The sequence below is a fragment of the Paracoccus sp. P2 genome (assembly GCF_046335115.1).
Lineage (GTDB): Bacteria > Pseudomonadota > Alphaproteobacteria > Rhodobacterales > Rhodobacteraceae > Paracoccus > Paracoccus pantotrophus.
The window spans coordinates 24,216-41,229 of the sequence record NZ_JBGOSN010000036.1 but is presented as its reverse complement, the minus strand read 5'-3'; the positions used below and the strand labels follow the sequence as shown (position 1 = coordinate 41,229).

The window sequence follows — 17,014 nt, the reverse complement described above, 5'->3', positions numbered from 1 at the left end:
CCCCCCCCCCCCGCCGCCGGTCAATAGCTGATCGCGGCGCTTTCGCGCAGTTCCGCGACGCTGGGCTTGGGGAAGCCGAAGAACTCCAGATAGGCCGGGATCTGCTCGAACAGCATGTCGGTGCCGACCTGATAGCGGCAGCCGCGGGCGCGGGCGGCGGCAAGCAGGGGCGTGATCTCGGATTTCAGCACCACCTCGCCGACGAAGGTGGCGGGGTCGAGGCGTTCGGGATCCATGGGCAGCGGGTCGCCCTCGGTCATGCCCAAGGGCGAGGCGTTCACCGCCAGGTCGAAGCCCGCCGGGTCGTTCGCGCCGGTCTCCAGCGCGATGCCGGGATAGGCGGCGGCGATACGGCCGGCCAGCGCCTCGGCATTGGCGGCCGCCGGGTCGTAGAGCGCCAGCCGCGCCACGCCCGCCCGGGCCAGCGAGGCGGCGATGGCCGAGCCGACGCCGCCGCAGCCGACGACCAGCGCCGAGCGGCCCTGCAGCTCCTGGCCCTTGGCCAGCACGCCGCGCACGAAGCCCTCGCCGTCGAACATGTCGGCCTCGAGCGCGCCGTCCTCGGCCAGCCGCAGCCCGTTTGCCGCGCCGGCGATGCGGGCGGTGACCGAGACGCGGTCGGCCAGCGCCAGCGTGCTGACCTTGTGCGGCATGGTGATCAGGGCGCCGTGGATGTTCGACAGCCGGAACAGCAGGCGCAGGAAATCGGGATAGTCCTCGGGCTTGCAGCCCATCGGCACCACCACGGCGTCGATGCCGCGCCGCTGGAACCACGGGTTGTAGATCATCGGCGATTTGAAGGTCGTGGTCGGATAGCCCAGATGCGCGATCAGTCTGGTGGTTCCGCGGATCATGATGCCTTGCCTTTCCTGCTCGGGGGAAAGGCCCCGGATGGACCGGGGCCTTGCGGTGGAGTTCAGCGGCTGGCGGCGGCCTCGGTCCGCAAGTGGTCGTATTCCGCCTTTGTCACCGGTGCGGCATTCGGCTTGCCCAGATCCTCGATGCGGACCCGGTAGGTCTCGCGCGCCGACCAGGCCGCGGCGGCGGCGATGCAGCAGATGGCGAAGGTGATCGAACCCACCATCAGCGGCACATTGGTCGAGCCGGGAGGAGCGACGGTGGCGAAGAGCGCAGGCAAGAGCGCGGTGATCGTGGTGCCGATGTTCTGCGAGATCGCCATCGAGGACACGCGGGTCCGGGTCGGGAACAGCTCGGGGTAGAAGCTGGGGAAGACCGCGTTATAGCCCTGATAGACCACGCCCCACATCAGAAGCGACATCAGGATCGCCAGCGGCACCGAATGGATCGAGATCGCATAGAGATAGCCGAAGGCCAGGAGGCCCGATCCCAGCGCGCCGACGATGATCGGCGGGCGGCGGCCGATGCGGTCCGACAGATTGCCGACCAGCGGGATCACCAGGCAGGCGACGATATTGCCCAGGACCGGGATCCACAGATAGACGTCCTTGTGGAAGCCGATGCCATAGGCGGCCTGCACGGCATAGGCGGCGCCGAAGACGGTGGCGACGACCGGGATGGTGTTCATCAGCGCCATGCAGATCACCCGGATCATGTCCGGCCAGGTGGTGCGGATCGCCTCGACGACGGGCGAGCGCGGGGTGGCGTGCTCGGCCTCTTCCTGGCGGAAGGCGGGGGTTTCCTCGACCTCGCGGCGGATGATCCAGCCGGCGATGATGACGACGAAGCTCAGCAGGAACGGGATGCGCCAGCCCCAGCTGTTGAAGGCCTCGTCGGGCATGTAATGCGCCAGCGGCAGGAAGACGGCGGCGGCCAGGATCTGGCCGGCCTGCACACCTTGCAGCGTGAAGCTGGCGAAAAAGCCGCGCCGGCCGAAGGGCGCGTGTTCCATGATCATCGAGCTGGCGCCCGAGATCTCGCCCGCCACGGCGAAGCCCTGCACCAGCCGCAGGATCACCAGAAGGATCGGGGCCAGGATGCCGACCTGCTGATAGGTCGGCAGAAAGCCGACCAGCAGGGTCGAGATGCCCATCAGGAACATGCACAGGATCAGCACGTTCTTGCGGCCATGGGTGTCGCCCCAATGGCCCAGCACGAAGGCGCCGATCGGCCGGGCGACATAGCCCACGCCATAGGTCGCCAGCGAGGCGACGATGGCGACGCGCGGGTTTTCCGACGGGAAGAAGATCTGCGGAAACACCAGCGAGGCGGCGGTGGCGTAGATGAAGAAGTCGTAATATTCCAGCGCAGAGCCGATCCAGCCGCTGGCCGCAGCCTTGCCGGATTGATGCCTGCCCTTGGGCGCGATGGCCGGTGAAGCGGTCATGGGTAACCTCCCTGAAGCTGACCACGCCAGCTCCTCTGATTGCGCGGTCTGTGGCAAAAGGTCGTAAAACAGCCGAATAACGTCAAAGACCGTTTAACGCTTTATGTTAACATCAAGTTAATCCATTGGCGCCGGGATCGGCTGGAACGACGTGGCGATTCCGGGCAAGGGATTGATTTTCGTGCCTGCCGCTGGCGAAATTGCCCCGATGGCCCGATGGCCGGTGTTTTTCCGGCAAGGGCGGAAAATCAGCCCTGCTCTGCCAACTGTCGGGCGATCTTCCAGCCGAAGACCATGGCCGGGCCGATGGTGGTGCCGGGCCCCGGATAGGTGCCGCGGAAGATCGAGGCGGCGTCGTTGCCGCAGGCGTAAAGCCCGGGGATCGGCCGGCCCTCGCGGTCCAGCACCTGCGCATCGGCATTGCAGTCGAGCCCGCCGCTGCCGGCCAGGTCGACCGGCACCACGCGCAGCGCATAGAAGGGCGCCTGCCGGATCGGGCCCAGGCAGGGATTGGGCTTGACCTCGGGATCGCCGTTGAAGCGGTTCACCACCGTCGAGCCGCGGCCGAAATCGGCGTCGGAACCGGTTTCCGCGAAGCGGTTATTGGCCCGGACGCTTTCGGCCAGCCCCTGCGCATCGACCCCGATGGCGGCTGCCAACGCGTCAAGGTTGCCTGCGCGTCGCAGATAGCCCTGCCGCAGCAGCCGCCGCAACCCGCGCCCGCCCGGCAGGACCAGCCCCAGCCCGTAGCGGCGGATGAAACCGGAATCGACCACCAGCCAGGCCTCGGACAGGCCGGCGCGGATCATGCCCATGCAGAAATCGTGATAGCTTCCGGCCTCGTTCACGAAGCGGCGGCCGTCGCGGCCGACGGCGATCAGCCCCGGCTTGGCGCGGTCGAGGATGATATGCGGCCAGATTGCCTGCGACCCGTCCGGACGGCCGAGCAGCGAGCAGGGCATCCACAGCCCGGCGCTGTCGCAGCCATCGTCCAGCGCCGCGCCGGCGCGCTCGACCGCCAGGGCGATGCCGTCGCCGCTATTGCCCTCGGGCGCCTGCGAGAAGGGGGCGATCTGCGGCGGGAACAGCCGCTCGCGCAGGGCGCGGTTCCAGCCGATGCCGCCGGTGGCCAGCACCACGCCGCGCCGCGCCCGGATGCAGCGCCGGCCCTGCGGGGTCTCGACCACCGCGCCGATCACCGCCTGCCCGTCGCGGATGAGATCGACCAGCGGGCTGTCGAACCAGATCGGCACCTCGCGCCGGCGCAGGCTGAAAAACAGCCGCGCCACCAGCGCATTGCCCATCAGCAGCCGGGTGCCGCGCCGATGGCCCAGCCGGTCGCGGGCATAGCGCAGCAGGATCTTCAGCGCGGTCGTCAGGTTGCCGGTGCTGGCAAAGGGGGCAAGCAGCGCCCCCAGCTCGCCGCGCCCGACCATCATGCCGCCCAGCCCCATGAACACGTCGCGCGGCGGCCGCACCCGGTCGAACTCGGCCCCGAGCAGCCGGCCGTCGAATTCCAGCGGCGCGAGCGCGCGCCCGCCATAGGCCGAACCGGGACCGTCCAGATAGTCGGGATGCGCGGCGGCGGCGACGAAGCGAACTTCGGAATGGCGTTCAAGCTCGGCGATGGCCTCGGGTCCGGCGGCCAGGAACGCCTCGCGCCGTGCATCGCCGCCGCGGTTGCCGACGACATGGCGCAGGAAGGCGGCGGCGTCCTCGGCGCTGTCGGGCACCCCGGCCCGGTGGCTCAGCTCGGTGCCCGGCACCCAGGTCGTGCCGCCCGAGGTGGCAGTGGTGCCACCGACCATGCCGGTCTTTTCGCAAAGCAGCACCGACAGGCCGGCGATGGCGCCGCTCAGCGCCGCCGTCATGCCGCCCGCGCCGGCGCCGATCACCAGAAGATCGACCTCTTCGTCGAAAGCCATGTCCGTCATGCGCGCTCCCTCCTCTTTGCCCCGATGCGCGGCGGAACTTGCCACAGGTAGCATAAAAATGGAAGATACTTTTATAATTGAATATCATTCCATATAGTGTGAGCCGGAGGAGACAGCATGACACAGGATACAAGGCGGCCGCGCCGCATTCTTCTGACCGGCGGCACCGGTTTCATCGGCCTGCGGGTGGCGGCCGCGCTGGCGGCGCAGGGCATCGTCCCGCGCCTTTTCGACCTCGAAGCCGCGATCCGCCGCACCGTGCTGCCAAAGGGCTGCGAGGCGGCGGCGGGAGATGTGACCGATGCCGATTCGCTGGCGCGGGCCGGCGAGGGCTGCGACGGCATCGTGCATCTGGCCGGGCTGATGACGGTGGATTGCGCCGCCGACCCGGCGCGGGCGGTGCGGGTCAATGTGCTGGGCTCGGCGCATGTCTTCGAACTGGCGCGCCGGCTGCGGGTGCCGGTCGCCTGGCTCAGCACCGCCGGGGTGTTCGGGCCGGACAGCGCCACGCTGCCGCGGCCGATGACCGTCTATGGCGTGACCAAGCTGGCGGTCGAGGGGCTGGCGCGGGTCCATGCCGCGGATCACGGCCTGCCCAGCCTGGGGCTGCGGCCCTATATCGTCTACGGGCCGGGGATCAGCAGCGGCATTGCGGCCGGGCCGTCCATCGCGCTGGCGGCCTCGGTCCGGCGCGAGCCGGCGGTGATCCGCTTCTCGGGCCGGGTGGGCTTCGTGCATGTGGATGACGTGGCGCGGCTGCTGGCCGCGGCGATGCTGCGGCCGATGCAGGGCGCGACGGTGCTGACCATGGCCGGCGACACGCGCGGGATGGCGGATTTCACCGCCGAGCTGGCCCGGCAGAGCGGCTGGGACGGCATCGCCATCGACGGCCCGCCGCTGCGCATTCCGGCGGATCTGGCCTCGGACCCGGTGCCGGACTGGCTGGGCACGCAGCCGGTCACGCCGATCGAGGAAGGCATCCGCCGGACGCTGGCGGAACTGGGCGGCTAGGCTTTCGGCATGCCCTTGGGCCGCTGGGTGCGCTTTTGCGCGGCGATGCGGAACGGGGCGTTCGGCGCGCCATAGCCGGCGTAATCGCCGCGGCGCTGCACGATCTCCAGGAAGAAGCCGCCGGGCAGGGCGGTCGAGTAGAATTGCAGGAACTGCCCGCCGGCATCCTCGTCATACATGATGTGATGGGCGCGCAGCCGGGCGGTGAAATCCGGATCGAGCCCGAAGCGCGCCTCGACATCGTCGTAGTAATTCGCCCCGATGCGCAGGAAGGGGAAGCCGCGCGCCGCCATCTCGGCCGCGGTGGCGAAGATGTCGTCGCTGGCGAAGGCGAGGTGCTGGACCGAGGAGCCGAAGGTCTCGTGCAGGAACTGCCCGGCCAGGGTGCGCCGCGTCTCGGCGCCGTTCAGGGTGATGCGCAGCCCGCCGGCCTGGATGGCCTGGCTGCGCACCAGCCCGTCGGGATCGACCACATCGACCATCGGCGCCTTTTGGGCCGTGAACAGGGTGGTGTAGAACAGCGACCAGCTGAGCATTTCGTCATAGGCCATGGTCTGGCCCAGGTGATCGACGCCGGCAAGCCCGGCGCCCGGCGGCGCGGGGGCGTCGAGGGCGAAATCCACCTCCCAGATCCGGCCCAGCTCGCCCTGGCGGTCCAGCAGGCGGATCACGTTGCTGCCGGCGCCGCGGATGCCGGGGATATCCAGCTCCTGCGCGGCATGAGGGGCGACATGCGGCGCGGCCCCCAGCGCCAGGGCGTGGTCGAAGGCGGCGCGGGCGTCGGGGACCATCAGCCCGATTTCGGACACGCCGGTGCCATGCGTGACCCAGGCGCTGTGGGCGTAGCCCCCGGGCTCGGCATTGACCAGCAGGTTGACGCCGCCCTGCCGCCACAGCGCCACCTGCTTGCTGAGATGCCGGCCGGCCTTTTCGAAGCCGGCCGCGGCGAGCAGGGTCTCCAGCGGCCCGGCATCCTCGACCGAGGTGGCGAATTCGACGAACTCCACCCGCTCGACCGGGGCCGGGGCGGGAAAGGCGGGCAGATCGACGGAGAGCGAAGGCTCGGCCCGGCGCACGCGGTCCATCAGCGCCACCAGGCTGCGATGGCCGTCGCGGGCCACCAGGCGCGGCAGACCGGCGCGGAACTGGTCGTTGAAGATTTCCAGACTCAGCGGCCCGTCATAGCCGGTGGCCATGACCGCGCGGGTGAAGCCGGCGACGTCCAGGTCGCCCTCGCCCGGCATGTTGCGGAAATGCCGCGACCAATAGAGCAGGTCCATCTCGATCAGCGGCGCATCGGCCAGTTGCACGAAGAAGATGCGGTCGCCGGGAATGCGGCGGATGCTGTCGGGGTCGAGCTTGCGGCCGAGTGTGTGGAAGCTGTCGAGGATCAGGCCGACATTCGGGTGATCGGCGCGGCGCACGATCTCCCAGGCGTCGCGGTGGTCGTTGACATGCCGGCCCCAGCACAGCGCCTCGTAGCCGATGCGGATGCCGCGCTCTGCCGCGATCTCGCCCAGTTCGCGGAAATCGGCGGCGGCGCGGTCGATGCCGCCAAGCGCCTCGGGATGGGTCGAGGAGCAGACGAGCACCAGGTCGGTGCCCAGCTCGGCCATCAGGTCGAACTTGCGCTGCGCCCGGGCGAAGGCGCGGCTGCGCAAGGGCTCGGGCAGGCCCTCGAAATCGCGGAAGGGCTGGAACAGGGTGATCTCCAGCCCATGGTCGCGGACCATGCGGCCGACCTCGGCCGGGGTGAAGTCCGAGGCGAGGAAATCCTGCTCGAAGATCTCGATCCCGTCGAATCCGGCCTGCTGGATCGCGGTGAGTTTCTCGGTAAAGCTGCCCGAAATCGACACGGTGGCAATCGAGGTCTTCATTCCGCACCCCTTTCCCTGATACGCCAAGCGTCGCAGAGAATCGGCGTAACGGCAAATGCCGATTCTGCGCTGTGATTAACCTTGCGTTAATTCAAAGCGGCGAGAAGGCCAGCGGACGCAGGATCACATGCCGTCCCGGCTGCGGCGCTGCCGGCACCGGCTCGGCGCTGCGCGGCATCAGCGCGACGGGACCGCGCGCATCGCCCGAGACCGGCTGCCACAGTGCCTCTGCCCCGGCCGGGTCCGCGCCGATCACCAGCGCGGCGCAATCGGCGGCGAAAAGCGCCGCGCCGGGGGCGGGCGCGGCATGGGCGCGCAAGCGTCCCGCCAGCGCCGCATGGAAGCGCGGCGAGGCGCGGTCGAGCCGCAGGAAACGGTTCTGCTGCGCATCGACCAGCGCGAAGGCGGCGGGGATGAAACCCCTGGTCCAGCCTTCCTCCTGCGCCAGCGCGGCGCGGCGGGATTCGCGTTCGGTCCAGTCGGCATAGCTCCACAGGTGATGGATGGTGTTCAGCGGCCCGGTCTCGGCCAGCCAATAGCCCATCAGGGGCAGGTGCCGGGTCACCAGCGGCAGGCCGCGTTCGGCCAGCAGGGTCAGGTAATCGCCCGCCGCGCCGGGTTTCAGCCGATAGCTGCGCCATTCATGGATCATGCCGGTCCCTCCTGTCGCGCAGATTGGCGCGGGCGGCGACGCGCGGAAATGGACCGCGCGTCGGAAAGATTGGACTCAGCCCTCGGATCGCGCGGCCTGCTTGCGGAAGGCGCCGGGCGAGATGCCGACGCGCTGGGTGAAGAAGCGGTTGAAATAGGCCGGATCGTCGAAGCCGGTCAGATGCGCCACCTGTGCCACCGTGCTTTCGGTATAGACCAGATAACGCTTGGCCTCGATCACGATGCGCTCGTAAAGCAACTCGGATGCGGTCTTGCCGCTGCGCGCCTTGCAGGCCGCGTTCAGCCGCGCCGGGGTGACGGCCAGCTCGCCGGCAAAGAAGCCCAGCGAACGCTGGCTGCGGAAATGCTCTTCGAGCAGCGCGCGATAGCGCACCAGCAGGTCGTAGTCGCGGTCCGGCGTGGCGGTGCCGGCGTCCTGATGCGCGATCGACAGCCGCAGCACCACCACCAGGATGCGCATGTATTGCGCCAGGATCGCCGTGCGCCGGCCCGGCGCCGACCAGATGAATTCGCGGTGCAGCCAGTGAAAGGTGTCGATCACCGCCGGGATGTCGAGGCCGGTCCCGGCCAGCGGATAGACGGCCGGCCGGCCCGCCGCCGTCGCCAGCCGCGGATCGCCGGCCGATGCCGTGCGCAGGCAGCCAAGCGCCGCCGTCACCGCGAACCCGTCGGTGCCGGGATCGAAGTCGATCTGGTGCACGACGCCCGCCGGCACCACCAGGATGCCGGGGGCGGGGATCGGCAGCTGGCGGTCCTCCATGCGGATGCCGCCGCCGCCCGATTTCACCAGCAGCACCTGCATGTGATCGGGATGGGCATGCGGACGAATCCTCCAATCGTTCGGGCCGCTGCGTTCGCGGATCGGCTCGATATGAAGCAGGTCCAGTTCGACATCCGCCTCCTGATCTCCATAGAGATAGTAATGCGGGATGCCGCCCGTCGCCTTGTCGCCCATGCGTTCCTCCGTCCCCCGGTCGGTGGCGAATAGTGCAAGAATTGCGCGCCAGCGTCCATTGGTTCGCCATGCCCCCCGCAGTAGCAGGAAGGCAGCGAAAAAGGGAGGGAGCCAATGGGCGCGCAGGAGCATTGCGACGTGCTGGTGATCGGCTCGGGCGCCGGCGGGCTGGCCACGGCGATCACCGCCAGGAAGCATGGGCTGTCGGTGATCGTGATCGAGAAGGAGCCGGTCTTCGGCGGCACCACCGCCTTTTCCGGCGGCGTGCTGTGGATCCCCGGCAACCGCCACGGCCGGGCGCTGAACCCGGACGACACGCGCGAGGCGGCGCGGGCCTATCTGCGGGCCGAGACCGGCAATTTCCACCAGCCCGAGGCGGTCGAGGCCTTCCTGGAGGCCGGACCGAAGATGCTGGACTGGTTCGAGGCCGAGACCGAGGTGAAGTTCGTCCCCACGCTTTACCCCGATTATCACCCGACCGTGCCTGGCGGGGTGGATGTCGGCCGCTCGGTGCTGGCGGCGCCCTATGACAGCAGCGCGCTGGGGGAAAACCTGCGCCGCCTGCGGCCGCCCTTGGCGACCATCACCTTCATGGGGATGATGTTCAATTCCTCGAACGCGGACATCCGGCATTTCTTCAACGCCACCCGCTCGCTGACCTCCTTCGCCTATGTGGCGAAGCGGCTGGCCGCCCATGCGGCCGAGGTCGTCCGCCACGGCCGCGGCGTGCAGGTGACCAGCGGCAACGCCCTGGCGGCGCGGCTGGCCAAGACCTGCTTCGACCTCGGCATCCCGATCCTGACCGAGACCCCGGCGCTGCATCTGCTGAAGCAGGGCGGCCGCGTTACCGGTGCGCAGGTCGGCGGCGCGCAGCCGCGCAGCATCATGGCCGCACGCGGCGTGGTGCTGGCCTGCGGCGGCTATGCGCAGGACCTGGCCCGCCGCGCCGGGATCTATGCCCATCTGAAGGCGGGGGGCGCGCATCACTCGCCGGTGCCCCCGGGCAATACCGGCGACGGCATCCGGCTGGGCGAGGCGGTCGGCGGCGCCTTCGAGGCCGAATACCCGCAGCCCGCTGCCTGGATGCCGGTCAGCCTGGTGCCGGGCAAGGGCGTGTTTCCGCATCTTCTGGACCGCTACAAGCCCGGCATGATCGCGGTGCGGTCCGACGGGCGGCGCTTTGTCAACGAAAGCGACAGCTATCACGATGTCGGCGCGGCCATGGCCGCAGGCGACGGCACGGCCTGGCTGATCTGCGACCATCGCGCGATCCGCAAATACGGCCTTGGCCATGCCAAGCCGGCGCCGATGCCGCTATGGCTCTGGACCCGCAGCGGCTATCTGAAGCGCGGCCGGACGCTGGCCGGTCTGGCGCGGGCCTGCGGCATCGACCCGGCAGGGCTGGAGGCGACGGTCGCGGCCTATAACCGCGGCGCGCGCGAGGGGCGGGACGAGCAGTTCCGCCGCGGCGAGACCAGCTTCAACCGCTATCTCGCCGATCCGGAGCACAAGCCGAACCCCTGCGTGGCGCCGGTCGAGCGCGGCCCGTTCTACGCCGTGCGCATGGAAATGGGGGATCTGGGCACTTTCGACGGGCTCAGGACCACGGTCGAGGGCGCGGTGCTGGACCGGCAGGGCGCGGCGATCGCGGGGCTCTATGCCGTGGGCAACGACCGCGCCAGCATCATGGGCGGGAACTATCCGGGCGCGGGCATCACGCTGGGCCCGGCCATGACCTTCGGCTGGATCACCGGCCGCCATCTGGCCGGGCGCGCGGCCGCAACGGAGGATGCAGCATGAGCTGGCTTGGACTGGAAGGCAGGACCGTCGTCATCACCGGTGCCGGCGGCGGTATCGGGCAGGCGCTGGCGCGGAGCTTTGCCGCCGAGGGGGCGCGGGCAATCCTGCTGGACCGCGACCTTGACCGATCCGGGCCGCTGGCCGAGCAGTTGGGCGGCGGCGCCTTGGCGCTGGCCTGCGATCTGGCCGATCCGGGCAGCGTCGCGGCCGCCGCCGGGCGGGTCGAGGCCGAGGGCGGCGCCGACGTGCTGGTCAACAGCGCCGCCATCCTGCGCCCCGGCGCGCTGGAGAGCGTCAGTCCCGAGGATTGGTCGGCCATGCTGGCGGTGAACCTGACCGGCTACCTGACCGCGGCGCAGGCTTTCGGGCGCGGCATGTTAGGGCGCGGGCGCGGCGCACTGGTCCATGTCGCCAGCATCGCCGCCAGCCAGCCGCAGCCGGCCAGCGGCGCCTATTCCGCCTCGAAGGCGGCGGTGGCGATGCTGTCGCGGCAACTGGCCGCCGAATGGGGGCCGCGCGGCCTGCGCTCGAACTGCGTCAGCCCCGGGCTGGTGCTGACGCCGATGTCCGCCGCCTTCTATGCCGATCCCGAGGTCAAGGCCCGGCGCGAGGCCATGGTGCCGCTGCGCCGCATCGCCTCGCCGCAGGACATGGCGGATGCGGTGCTGTATCTCGCCTCGGACCGGGCGGCCTATGTCACCGGGCAGGACATCGTCGTCGATGGCGGCTTGTCGCAAAGCCTGATGGGGCTGGTGCCGAGGCCGGGCTATGCCTAGCGAGGCGCTGGTCACCGGCGGGGCCGAGGGCATCGGCTGGGCCATCGCGCAGGCGCTTGCGGCGCAGGGCTGCCGGGTCACGATTGCCGATCTCGACGGCGACAAGGCGGCGCTGCGGGCGGCGGAACTGGGCGCGGGGCATCGCGGCATCCGCTGCGACGTCACCGACGAGGTTCAGGCGCGAGCGGCGGCGGCCGTCGCGCCTTTCGGCATCCTGGTGAACAATGCCGGCATCGGCGACAGCCACCTGCCGACGCTGGACCAGGATCTGACCGCCTTTCGCCGGGTGCTGGACGTGCATCTGTCGGGAACCTTCCTGATGACGCGGCAGGTGGCGCGCGGCATGCTGGCGCGCGGGCGCGGGGCGGTGGTGAACCTGTCCTCGATCGCCGGGCTGACCGGCCTGCCGCGGCGCAATGCCTATGGCGCGGCCAAGGCCGGCATCGTGGCGATGACCAGGGCCATGGCCTGCGAATGGGCGGGGCAGGGGCTGCGCGTGAATGCCGTGGCCCCGGCCTTCGTCGAGACCGCGCTGGTCCGGACGCTGGCCGAGGCGGGCCGGATCGACCTGCCGGCCATCCGCCGCCGCACGCCGCTGGGCCGGCTGATCGAGGCGCGCGAGGTGGCGGCGGCGGTGGCCTTCCTGGCCTCGGACGCGGCCTCGGGCATCACCGGGGCGGTGCTGCCGGTTGATGGCGGCTGGACCGCCTTCGGCGATTTCGGCGAGGCGAGCCGCCCCGATTGAGCGCGGCCCCGCCGGTTTGCGCACGGGCTGCACAAGGAACGGGCAGGCGCCTTGCCCCAAGCCGGATTTCCGGCCCCCTCCGGTGGCCCTGGGCCCGGAAAGGCGCGACAATCGGGCATGAGCCATCTCCGATTCGACGGGGGCTTGCCATGATCGAACTGGTCTTCATCGCCTGCATGGGCGGCGCCCCGGCCGATTGCCGGGAACACAGCCTGATCTATACCGAGGTCACGCCCCTGGTCTGCATGCATGGCGCGCAGCCTGCGCTGGCGCAATGGGTCGAGACGCATCCCGACTGGCGCATCGCCCGCTGGTCCTGCCAGACGCTGCGCCGCGAGCGCAGCATCTGACGGGGCGGCGCCTAGGCCGCGTCCTCGATATGGCCGCCCAGGAACAGCTGGCCGACGCGCGGATCCCGAAGCAGCGCGTCGGCCCTGTCGAACATCCGGGTCTGACCCAGTTCCAGCACCAGCCCGTAATCCGACATGGCCAGCGCCGCCTTGGCGTTCTGTTCCACCATCAGCACCGTCACCCCCTGGTCGCGCAGCCGGATCAGGGTCTGGAACACCTCCTGCACCAGGTTGGGCGACAGCCCGATCGAGGGCTCGTCGATCAGGATCAGCTTGGGGTCCAGAAGCAGGGCGCGGGCGATCTCCAGCTGCTTCTGCTGGCCGCCCGACAGCTCGATGGCCTTCTGGTCGCGGCGCTCGCGCAGCATGGGAAACTGGTCCATGACCTGCTCCATCCGTTGCCGGACCCGGGACTGGTCGCGGGCGGTGATGCCGCCCAGCTCGAGATTGTGGAACACCGACAGCTGCGGCACCACGTTGCGGCCCTGCGGCACATAGGTGACGCCGCGGGCGATCATCTCGGCCGGGCGCTTGCGGGTCACGTCCTCGCCCTCCAGCAGGATCTGGCCGGAATGGATGTTCAGTAGCCCGAAGATCGCCTTGAACACCGTGGATTTCCCGGCGCCGTTCGGCCCGATCACCGTGGTGATCGAGGCCTTGGGAATGCTGAACGAGGTGCCGTTCAGGATGGTGATGCGGCCATAGCCGCCGGTGACGTCCTTGAGTTCCAGCATGTCAGCCCCCCAGATAGGCGTCGATGACCATCTGGTTCGCCCGGATCTCCTCGGGCGAGCCTTCGGCGATGATCTCGCCCTGCGCCAGCACGATGATGCGGGTGCAAAGCGACATGACGAATTCCATGTTGTGCTCGATCACCACGAAGGTGGTGCCGTGCTCGCGGTTATAGGTCATCAGCCGCTCTTTCAGATGCGCCAGCATGGTCAGGTTCACCCCGCCCGCCGGCTCGTCCAGCAGCACGATGCCGGGCCCGGCCATGAAGGCCATCGCGGCATCGACCAGCTTCTGCTGGCCGTAGGAGAGCGAGCCCGCCTCGGTGTCGCGATAGGGGGTCAGGTTGAAGAACTCGATCAGCTGCTCGGCCTTGTCGGTCAGGCCGGCGTCGGACTTGCCGAAAAGCCGGCTCAGCATCGAGCCCTCGTGCTCCTGTCCGGCCAGGATGACGTTGTCGAGCACCGTCATGCGCGGAAAGACCGACAGCTGCTGGAAGGTGCGGCCGACCCCCATCAGCGACAGGTCGGCCGGCCGCACGCCGTCCGTGGACTGGCCGTTGATCTGGCAATGGCCGGCGCTGGGGCGCAGCTGGCCCAGGATGCAGTTGAACAGCGTCGACTTGCCCGAGCCGTTTGGCCCGATCAGGCCCAGGATCTCGCCCTTCTGGACGTCGAAGCTGACATCGTTCACGGCGCGGATGCCGCCGAACTGCTTCGAGATGTTGCGGACGGAAAGCACGGAGGCCGTCATAGCTGGAATCCCTTCTTCATGTCGCGGCGCGTCTCGTGCCGGGGCCGGAACTGGTTCCAGATTTTCTGCCCCAGCCCGATCAGGCCCTGGGGCGAGAACACCATCAGCACGATCACCAGAGCTGAATAGATGATGAGGTAATAGCCCTCGGTAAAGCGCAAGAGTTCCGGCAGCAGGATCACCACCGCCGCGCCCAGCATCGGGCCGAAGAAGAAGCCGGCGCCGCCCACCACCACCATCAGAAGCAGCTTCAGCGAATGGATCAGCGCGAAGCTGCCCGGCTCGATGAACTGCACCAGCGGCGATTGCAGCGCCCCGGCCAGTCCCCCGAAGGCCGAGCCGATGGCGAAGGCCAGAAGCGTCTGGCGGCGGATCTTCAGCCCCAGGCTTTCGGCGCGGATCGGGTTCTCGCGCAGCGCCTTGAAGGCCCGGCCCCAGGGCGAGCGCAGGATCCACCACATCACGAAGGCCGAGACCAGGAAGCAGGCCAGCGCGAAATAGTAGAAATTCAGGTTGCTGTCGGTCGCGATGCCGAAAACCGAGGGGCGCGGCATGCCGACCAGCCCGAAGGAACCGCCGGTGATCTCTTCCTCGTTGCGCAGCACCAGGAACAGCAGCGTGTTGAACGCCAGCGTCACGAAGGCCAGGAAATGGTGCTGCACCCTCAGCGCCGGCCAGCCGAGCAGCAGCCCGACCGCGAAGCAGGAGGAGATCGAGATCAGCGCCCCCGCGATCCAGGGCACGCCCGCCAGCGTCAAGAGCGCGGTGACATAGGCGCCGATGCCCATGAAGCCCGCCTGCGCCAGGCTGACCTGCCCGGCATAGCCCAGCGTCAGGTTCAGCCCCATGGCCGAGATCGAGAACAGCAGCCACGAGGTCAGCGTATAGATGATGTAATTGCCCTGGCCGATGGGCGCGGCGACCAGCGCCGCGATGCCCAGGACGATCAGGATGATGCGGGTGCGGGTCATACGGCGCGTCCCTCCTTGGTGCCGAGCAGCCCCTGCGGGCGCAGCAGGATGATGGCGATGAGCAGGATCAGCGGCATGGCCGAGCGGTATTCGGCCGAGACATAGACCGCCGAGAGATTGTCGATCACGCCGATCAGCAGCCCGCCGACCAGCGCGCCGCGGATCTGGTTGAAGCCGCCGACGATGGCGGCGATGAAGGCCACCAGGCCCAGCGTCTCGCCATTCGAGAACTTGGCCAGGTAGATCGGCGAGATCAGCACCGAGGCGATGGTCGCCAGCGCCGCGTTGATCAGGAAGGTATACATCACCATCCGCTTCACATCGACGCCGAGGATCTCGGCCACGGCCGGGTTCTGGGCGCTGGCCTGCATGCAGCGCCCGGTGCGGGTGCGGTTCAAGAACAACTGCAAGCCGCCGATGGCCAGCATCGAGACGATCAGGTTGCCGATATCCTGCGCCGAGACGCTGGCGCCGGCGAAGTGATAGACCTTCTGCGGAAAGATCGCCGGGAAGGGCTGGGCGGTGGCGCCGTAGAATTCCTTGACGCTTTCCTTCATCAGCAGGCCAAGCGCGATGGTGGCGATGACCAGCGGCAAGGTGCCATGCGGCAGCATCGGCTCGACCACCAGCTTCTTGAAGGCGACGCCCAGGATCAAGAGCGACAGCAGCAGCGCAAAGCCGATGGCGGGCCACATCGGCAGCCCCAGCCCCATGCCGACCAGCACGAAGAAGGCCGGCAGCATGACGAATTCGCCCTGCGCGAAGTTGATGGTCTGCGATGCCTGCCACAGCAGGGTGAAGCCCACCGCGGCAAGGGCGTAGATGGAACCGGCGGCAAGGCCGGAGATCAGGATCTGGATTAACTCGGCCATGAGAGCCTCACGTCAGGTTGACGGATACGGGGGCAGGCCGGCGGAATGCCGGTGCCAGCCTGCCTCGCGCGCTGTGCGGGCCGGTCAGTTCGGCGGCAGGATGGCCTTGACCACCTGCTTGCCGTCCTGGACCTCGACGAAGAAGCTTTCGCGCGACATTTCGCCGGTCTCGTCCCAGCTGACGTCCATCAGCACGCCGGGGCATTCGGCCACCGTCAGCGTCAGGCCGTGCATCTTGTCGGCGATGGCCTGGCTGTCCGCCTCGCCCACCATCTCGGCCACGCATTTGAGGGTATAGGCGGCCGTGTAGCCCTTGATGGCGTTGTGGTCGGGCGTGTAGTTGAACTTGGCCTTGAACTTCTCGACCATCTCGGTCATCGCCGGGATATTGGCGTCGGGGGTCAGGCCGACATGGCCCATGGCGCCGTTGGCGGCGTCGCCGGCCAGCTCGATGACCTTGTGGCCGATCAGCGTCGTCTCGCCCACCAGCGGCAGGGTCACGCCCTGCTTGCGGGCCTCGCGCAGGAAGCGGGCGCTTTCCTCCTCGGTCAGGTAGACGAAGGCGGCGTCGGCCTGGATGCCCTTCAGCTTGACCACATCGGCCGAGAAATCGGTCTGCGCCTGTTCGGTGGGCAGGTCGGCGACGATCTCGAAGCCATGGGCCTCGGCCTCCTTCAGGAAGGATTCGTGCCCGCCCTTGCCGAATTCGGTGTTGGCCCAGACCACGGCGACCTTCTTCACCCCCATTTCCTCGGCCATGTATTTGGCCATCTTGGGCACGCCCTTCTGCGAGCCGAAGGCGGTGCGGAAGATGTAGGGGTTGCCCATCCCGGTGATCGAGGGCGCCTCGGAGCCGGTGAATTGCGGGATGCCGGCCTGTTTCGCCACCAGCATGTTCACCACCGTCGAGGACGAGAACACCGTGCCGGTGATCGCCACCACCCCGTCGTCGATGGCCTTCTGCACCATGGCGCGGCTGACCTGCGGGTCGGTCTGGCTGTCATATTCGGTGATGGCGACCGGTTCGCCCAGCACGCCGCCGTCGGCGTTGATCTCCTCGAAGCCCATCCGCACGCCGTCGCGGAAATTGGTGCCGGCGGCGGCGCCGGGGCCGGAAAGCTCGACGATCGAGCCGATCTTCAGCTCGGCCAGCGCCGGCACGGTGGTCAGCGCCAGCGCGGCGGCGGTTGCGGTCAGTGTCCTGATCATTGCGTTTCTTTCCTCCCTGGTTCGGATCCTGTTTTTCATGGGATCTCCTCTTCCT

16 protein-coding genes are annotated in these 17,014 nt (G+C 68.9%); 5 read left to right on the top strand and 11 right to left on the bottom strand.

All coding sequences use genetic code 11. From position 1 onward, the window contains the following. Window positions 1-20: 20 nt before the first annotated feature. From ACDP63_RS18540 to ACDP63_RS18530, 3 genes are all read right to left on the bottom strand, one after another. Window positions 21-854 (bottom strand): shikimate dehydrogenase family protein, encoded by an 834-nt coding sequence (locus ACDP63_RS18540; RefSeq protein ID WP_024845248.1) that lies wholly within the window; start codon window positions 852-854, stop codon window positions 21-23. Between the two features lie 62 nt (window positions 855-916). Next, window positions 917-2,305 carry an MFS transporter gene (locus ACDP63_RS18535; RefSeq protein ID WP_028710377.1) on the bottom strand — a complete coding sequence of 463 codons (1,389 nt, stop codon included), beginning with the start codon at window positions 2,303-2,305 and terminating at the stop codon, window positions 917-919. A gap of 248 nt (window positions 2,306-2,553) precedes the next feature. Continuing rightward, on the bottom strand, window positions 2,554-4,239 hold the full coding sequence (locus tag ACDP63_RS18530) for an FAD-binding protein (protein ID WP_036747959.1): 1,686 nt from the start codon (window positions 4,237-4,239) through the stop codon (window positions 2,554-2,556). Between the two features lie 117 nt (window positions 4,240-4,356). Here ACDP63_RS18530 and ACDP63_RS18525 point away from each other — a divergent pair, with 117 nt between their 5' ends. After that, complete coding sequence (locus tag ACDP63_RS18525) at window positions 4,357-5,250, top strand: NAD-dependent epimerase/dehydratase family protein (RefSeq protein WP_024845246.1); 894 nt, start codon at window positions 4,357-4,359, stop codon at window positions 5,248-5,250. Here the strand turns inward: ACDP63_RS18525 and ACDP63_RS18520 are convergent. The 3 genes from ACDP63_RS18520 to ACDP63_RS18510 all read right to left on the bottom strand — a co-directional run bounded on the left by ACDP63_RS18520 (window position 5,247) and on the right by ACDP63_RS18510 (window position 8,754). Beyond that, complete coding sequence (locus ACDP63_RS18520) at window positions 5,247-7,127, bottom strand: bifunctional sugar phosphate isomerase/epimerase/4-hydroxyphenylpyruvate dioxygenase family protein (protein ID WP_024845245.1); 1,881 nt, start codon at window positions 7,125-7,127, stop codon at window positions 5,247-5,249. The two genes, ACDP63_RS18525 and ACDP63_RS18520, sit on opposite strands and share 4 nt — an antisense overlap. A gap of 91 nt (window positions 7,128-7,218) precedes the next feature. Then, window positions 7,219-7,779 (bottom strand): NIPSNAP family protein, encoded by a 561-nt coding sequence (locus ACDP63_RS18515; protein ID WP_024845244.1) that lies wholly within the window; start codon window positions 7,777-7,779, stop codon window positions 7,219-7,221. Window positions 7,780-7,854: 75 nt separating this feature from the next. Continuing rightward, complete coding sequence (locus ACDP63_RS18510) at window positions 7,855-8,754, bottom strand: helix-turn-helix domain-containing protein (protein ID WP_024845243.1); 900 nt, start codon at window positions 8,752-8,754, stop codon at window positions 7,855-7,857. Window positions 8,755-8,868: 114 nt separating this feature from the next. Here ACDP63_RS18510 and ACDP63_RS18505 point away from each other — a divergent pair, with 114 nt between their 5' ends. The 4 genes from ACDP63_RS18505 (at window position 8,869) to ACDP63_RS18490 (ending at window position 12,425) form a co-directional block, all read left to right on the top strand. Beyond that, on the top strand, window positions 8,869-10,554 hold the full coding sequence (locus ACDP63_RS18505) for an FAD-dependent oxidoreductase (protein WP_024845242.1): 1,686 nt from the start codon (window positions 8,869-8,871) through the stop codon (window positions 10,552-10,554). Next, window positions 10,551-11,330, top strand: coding sequence for an SDR family NAD(P)-dependent oxidoreductase (locus ACDP63_RS18500; RefSeq protein WP_028710379.1), 780 nt, complete (start codon window positions 10,551-10,553; stop codon window positions 11,328-11,330). Before ACDP63_RS18505 ends, ACDP63_RS18500 begins: the two co-directional genes overlap by 4 nt. Next, window positions 11,323-12,075: an SDR family NAD(P)-dependent oxidoreductase gene (locus ACDP63_RS18495; RefSeq protein WP_024845240.1), complete on the top strand. Its 753-nt coding sequence runs from the start codon at window positions 11,323-11,325 to the stop codon at window positions 12,073-12,075. Before ACDP63_RS18500 ends, ACDP63_RS18495 begins: the two co-directional genes overlap by 8 nt. Before the next feature lie 149 nt (window positions 12,076-12,224). Continuing rightward, window positions 12,225-12,425, top strand: a complete 201-nt coding sequence (locus tag ACDP63_RS18490; RefSeq protein ID WP_024845239.1) for a hypothetical protein — start codon at window positions 12,225-12,227, stop codon at window positions 12,423-12,425. Between the two features lie 11 nt (window positions 12,426-12,436). On the opposite strand, the gene ACDP63_RS18485 is transcribed toward ACDP63_RS18490, so the two are convergent. From ACDP63_RS18485 to ACDP63_RS18465, 5 genes are all read right to left on the bottom strand, one after another. Further along, window positions 12,437-13,159, bottom strand: coding sequence for an ABC transporter ATP-binding protein (locus ACDP63_RS18485; protein ID WP_024845238.1), 723 nt, complete (start codon window positions 13,157-13,159; stop codon window positions 12,437-12,439). Between the two features lies 1 nt (window position 13,160). Further along, window positions 13,161-13,907 (bottom strand): ABC transporter ATP-binding protein, encoded by a 747-nt coding sequence (locus tag ACDP63_RS18480; protein WP_024845237.1) that lies wholly within the window; start codon window positions 13,905-13,907, stop codon window positions 13,161-13,163. Beyond that, window positions 13,904-14,878, bottom strand: a complete 975-nt coding sequence (locus ACDP63_RS18475; RefSeq protein WP_024845236.1) for a branched-chain amino acid ABC transporter permease — start codon at window positions 14,876-14,878, stop codon at window positions 13,904-13,906. Before ACDP63_RS18475 ends, ACDP63_RS18480 begins: the two co-directional genes overlap by 4 nt. Further along, window positions 14,875-15,750 carry a branched-chain amino acid ABC transporter permease gene (locus ACDP63_RS18470; protein ID WP_024845235.1) on the bottom strand — a complete coding sequence of 292 codons (876 nt, stop codon included), beginning with the start codon at window positions 15,748-15,750 and terminating at the stop codon, window positions 14,875-14,877. The genes ACDP63_RS18475 and ACDP63_RS18470 overlap by 4 nt, the downstream gene beginning before the upstream one ends. 84 nt (window positions 15,751-15,834) lie before the next feature. Continuing rightward, window positions 15,835-16,959 carry an ABC transporter substrate-binding protein gene (locus ACDP63_RS18465; protein ID WP_024845234.1) on the bottom strand — a complete coding sequence of 375 codons (1,125 nt, stop codon included), beginning with the start codon at window positions 16,957-16,959 and terminating at the stop codon, window positions 15,835-15,837. Between the last annotated feature and the right edge of the window lie 55 nt (window positions 16,960-17,014).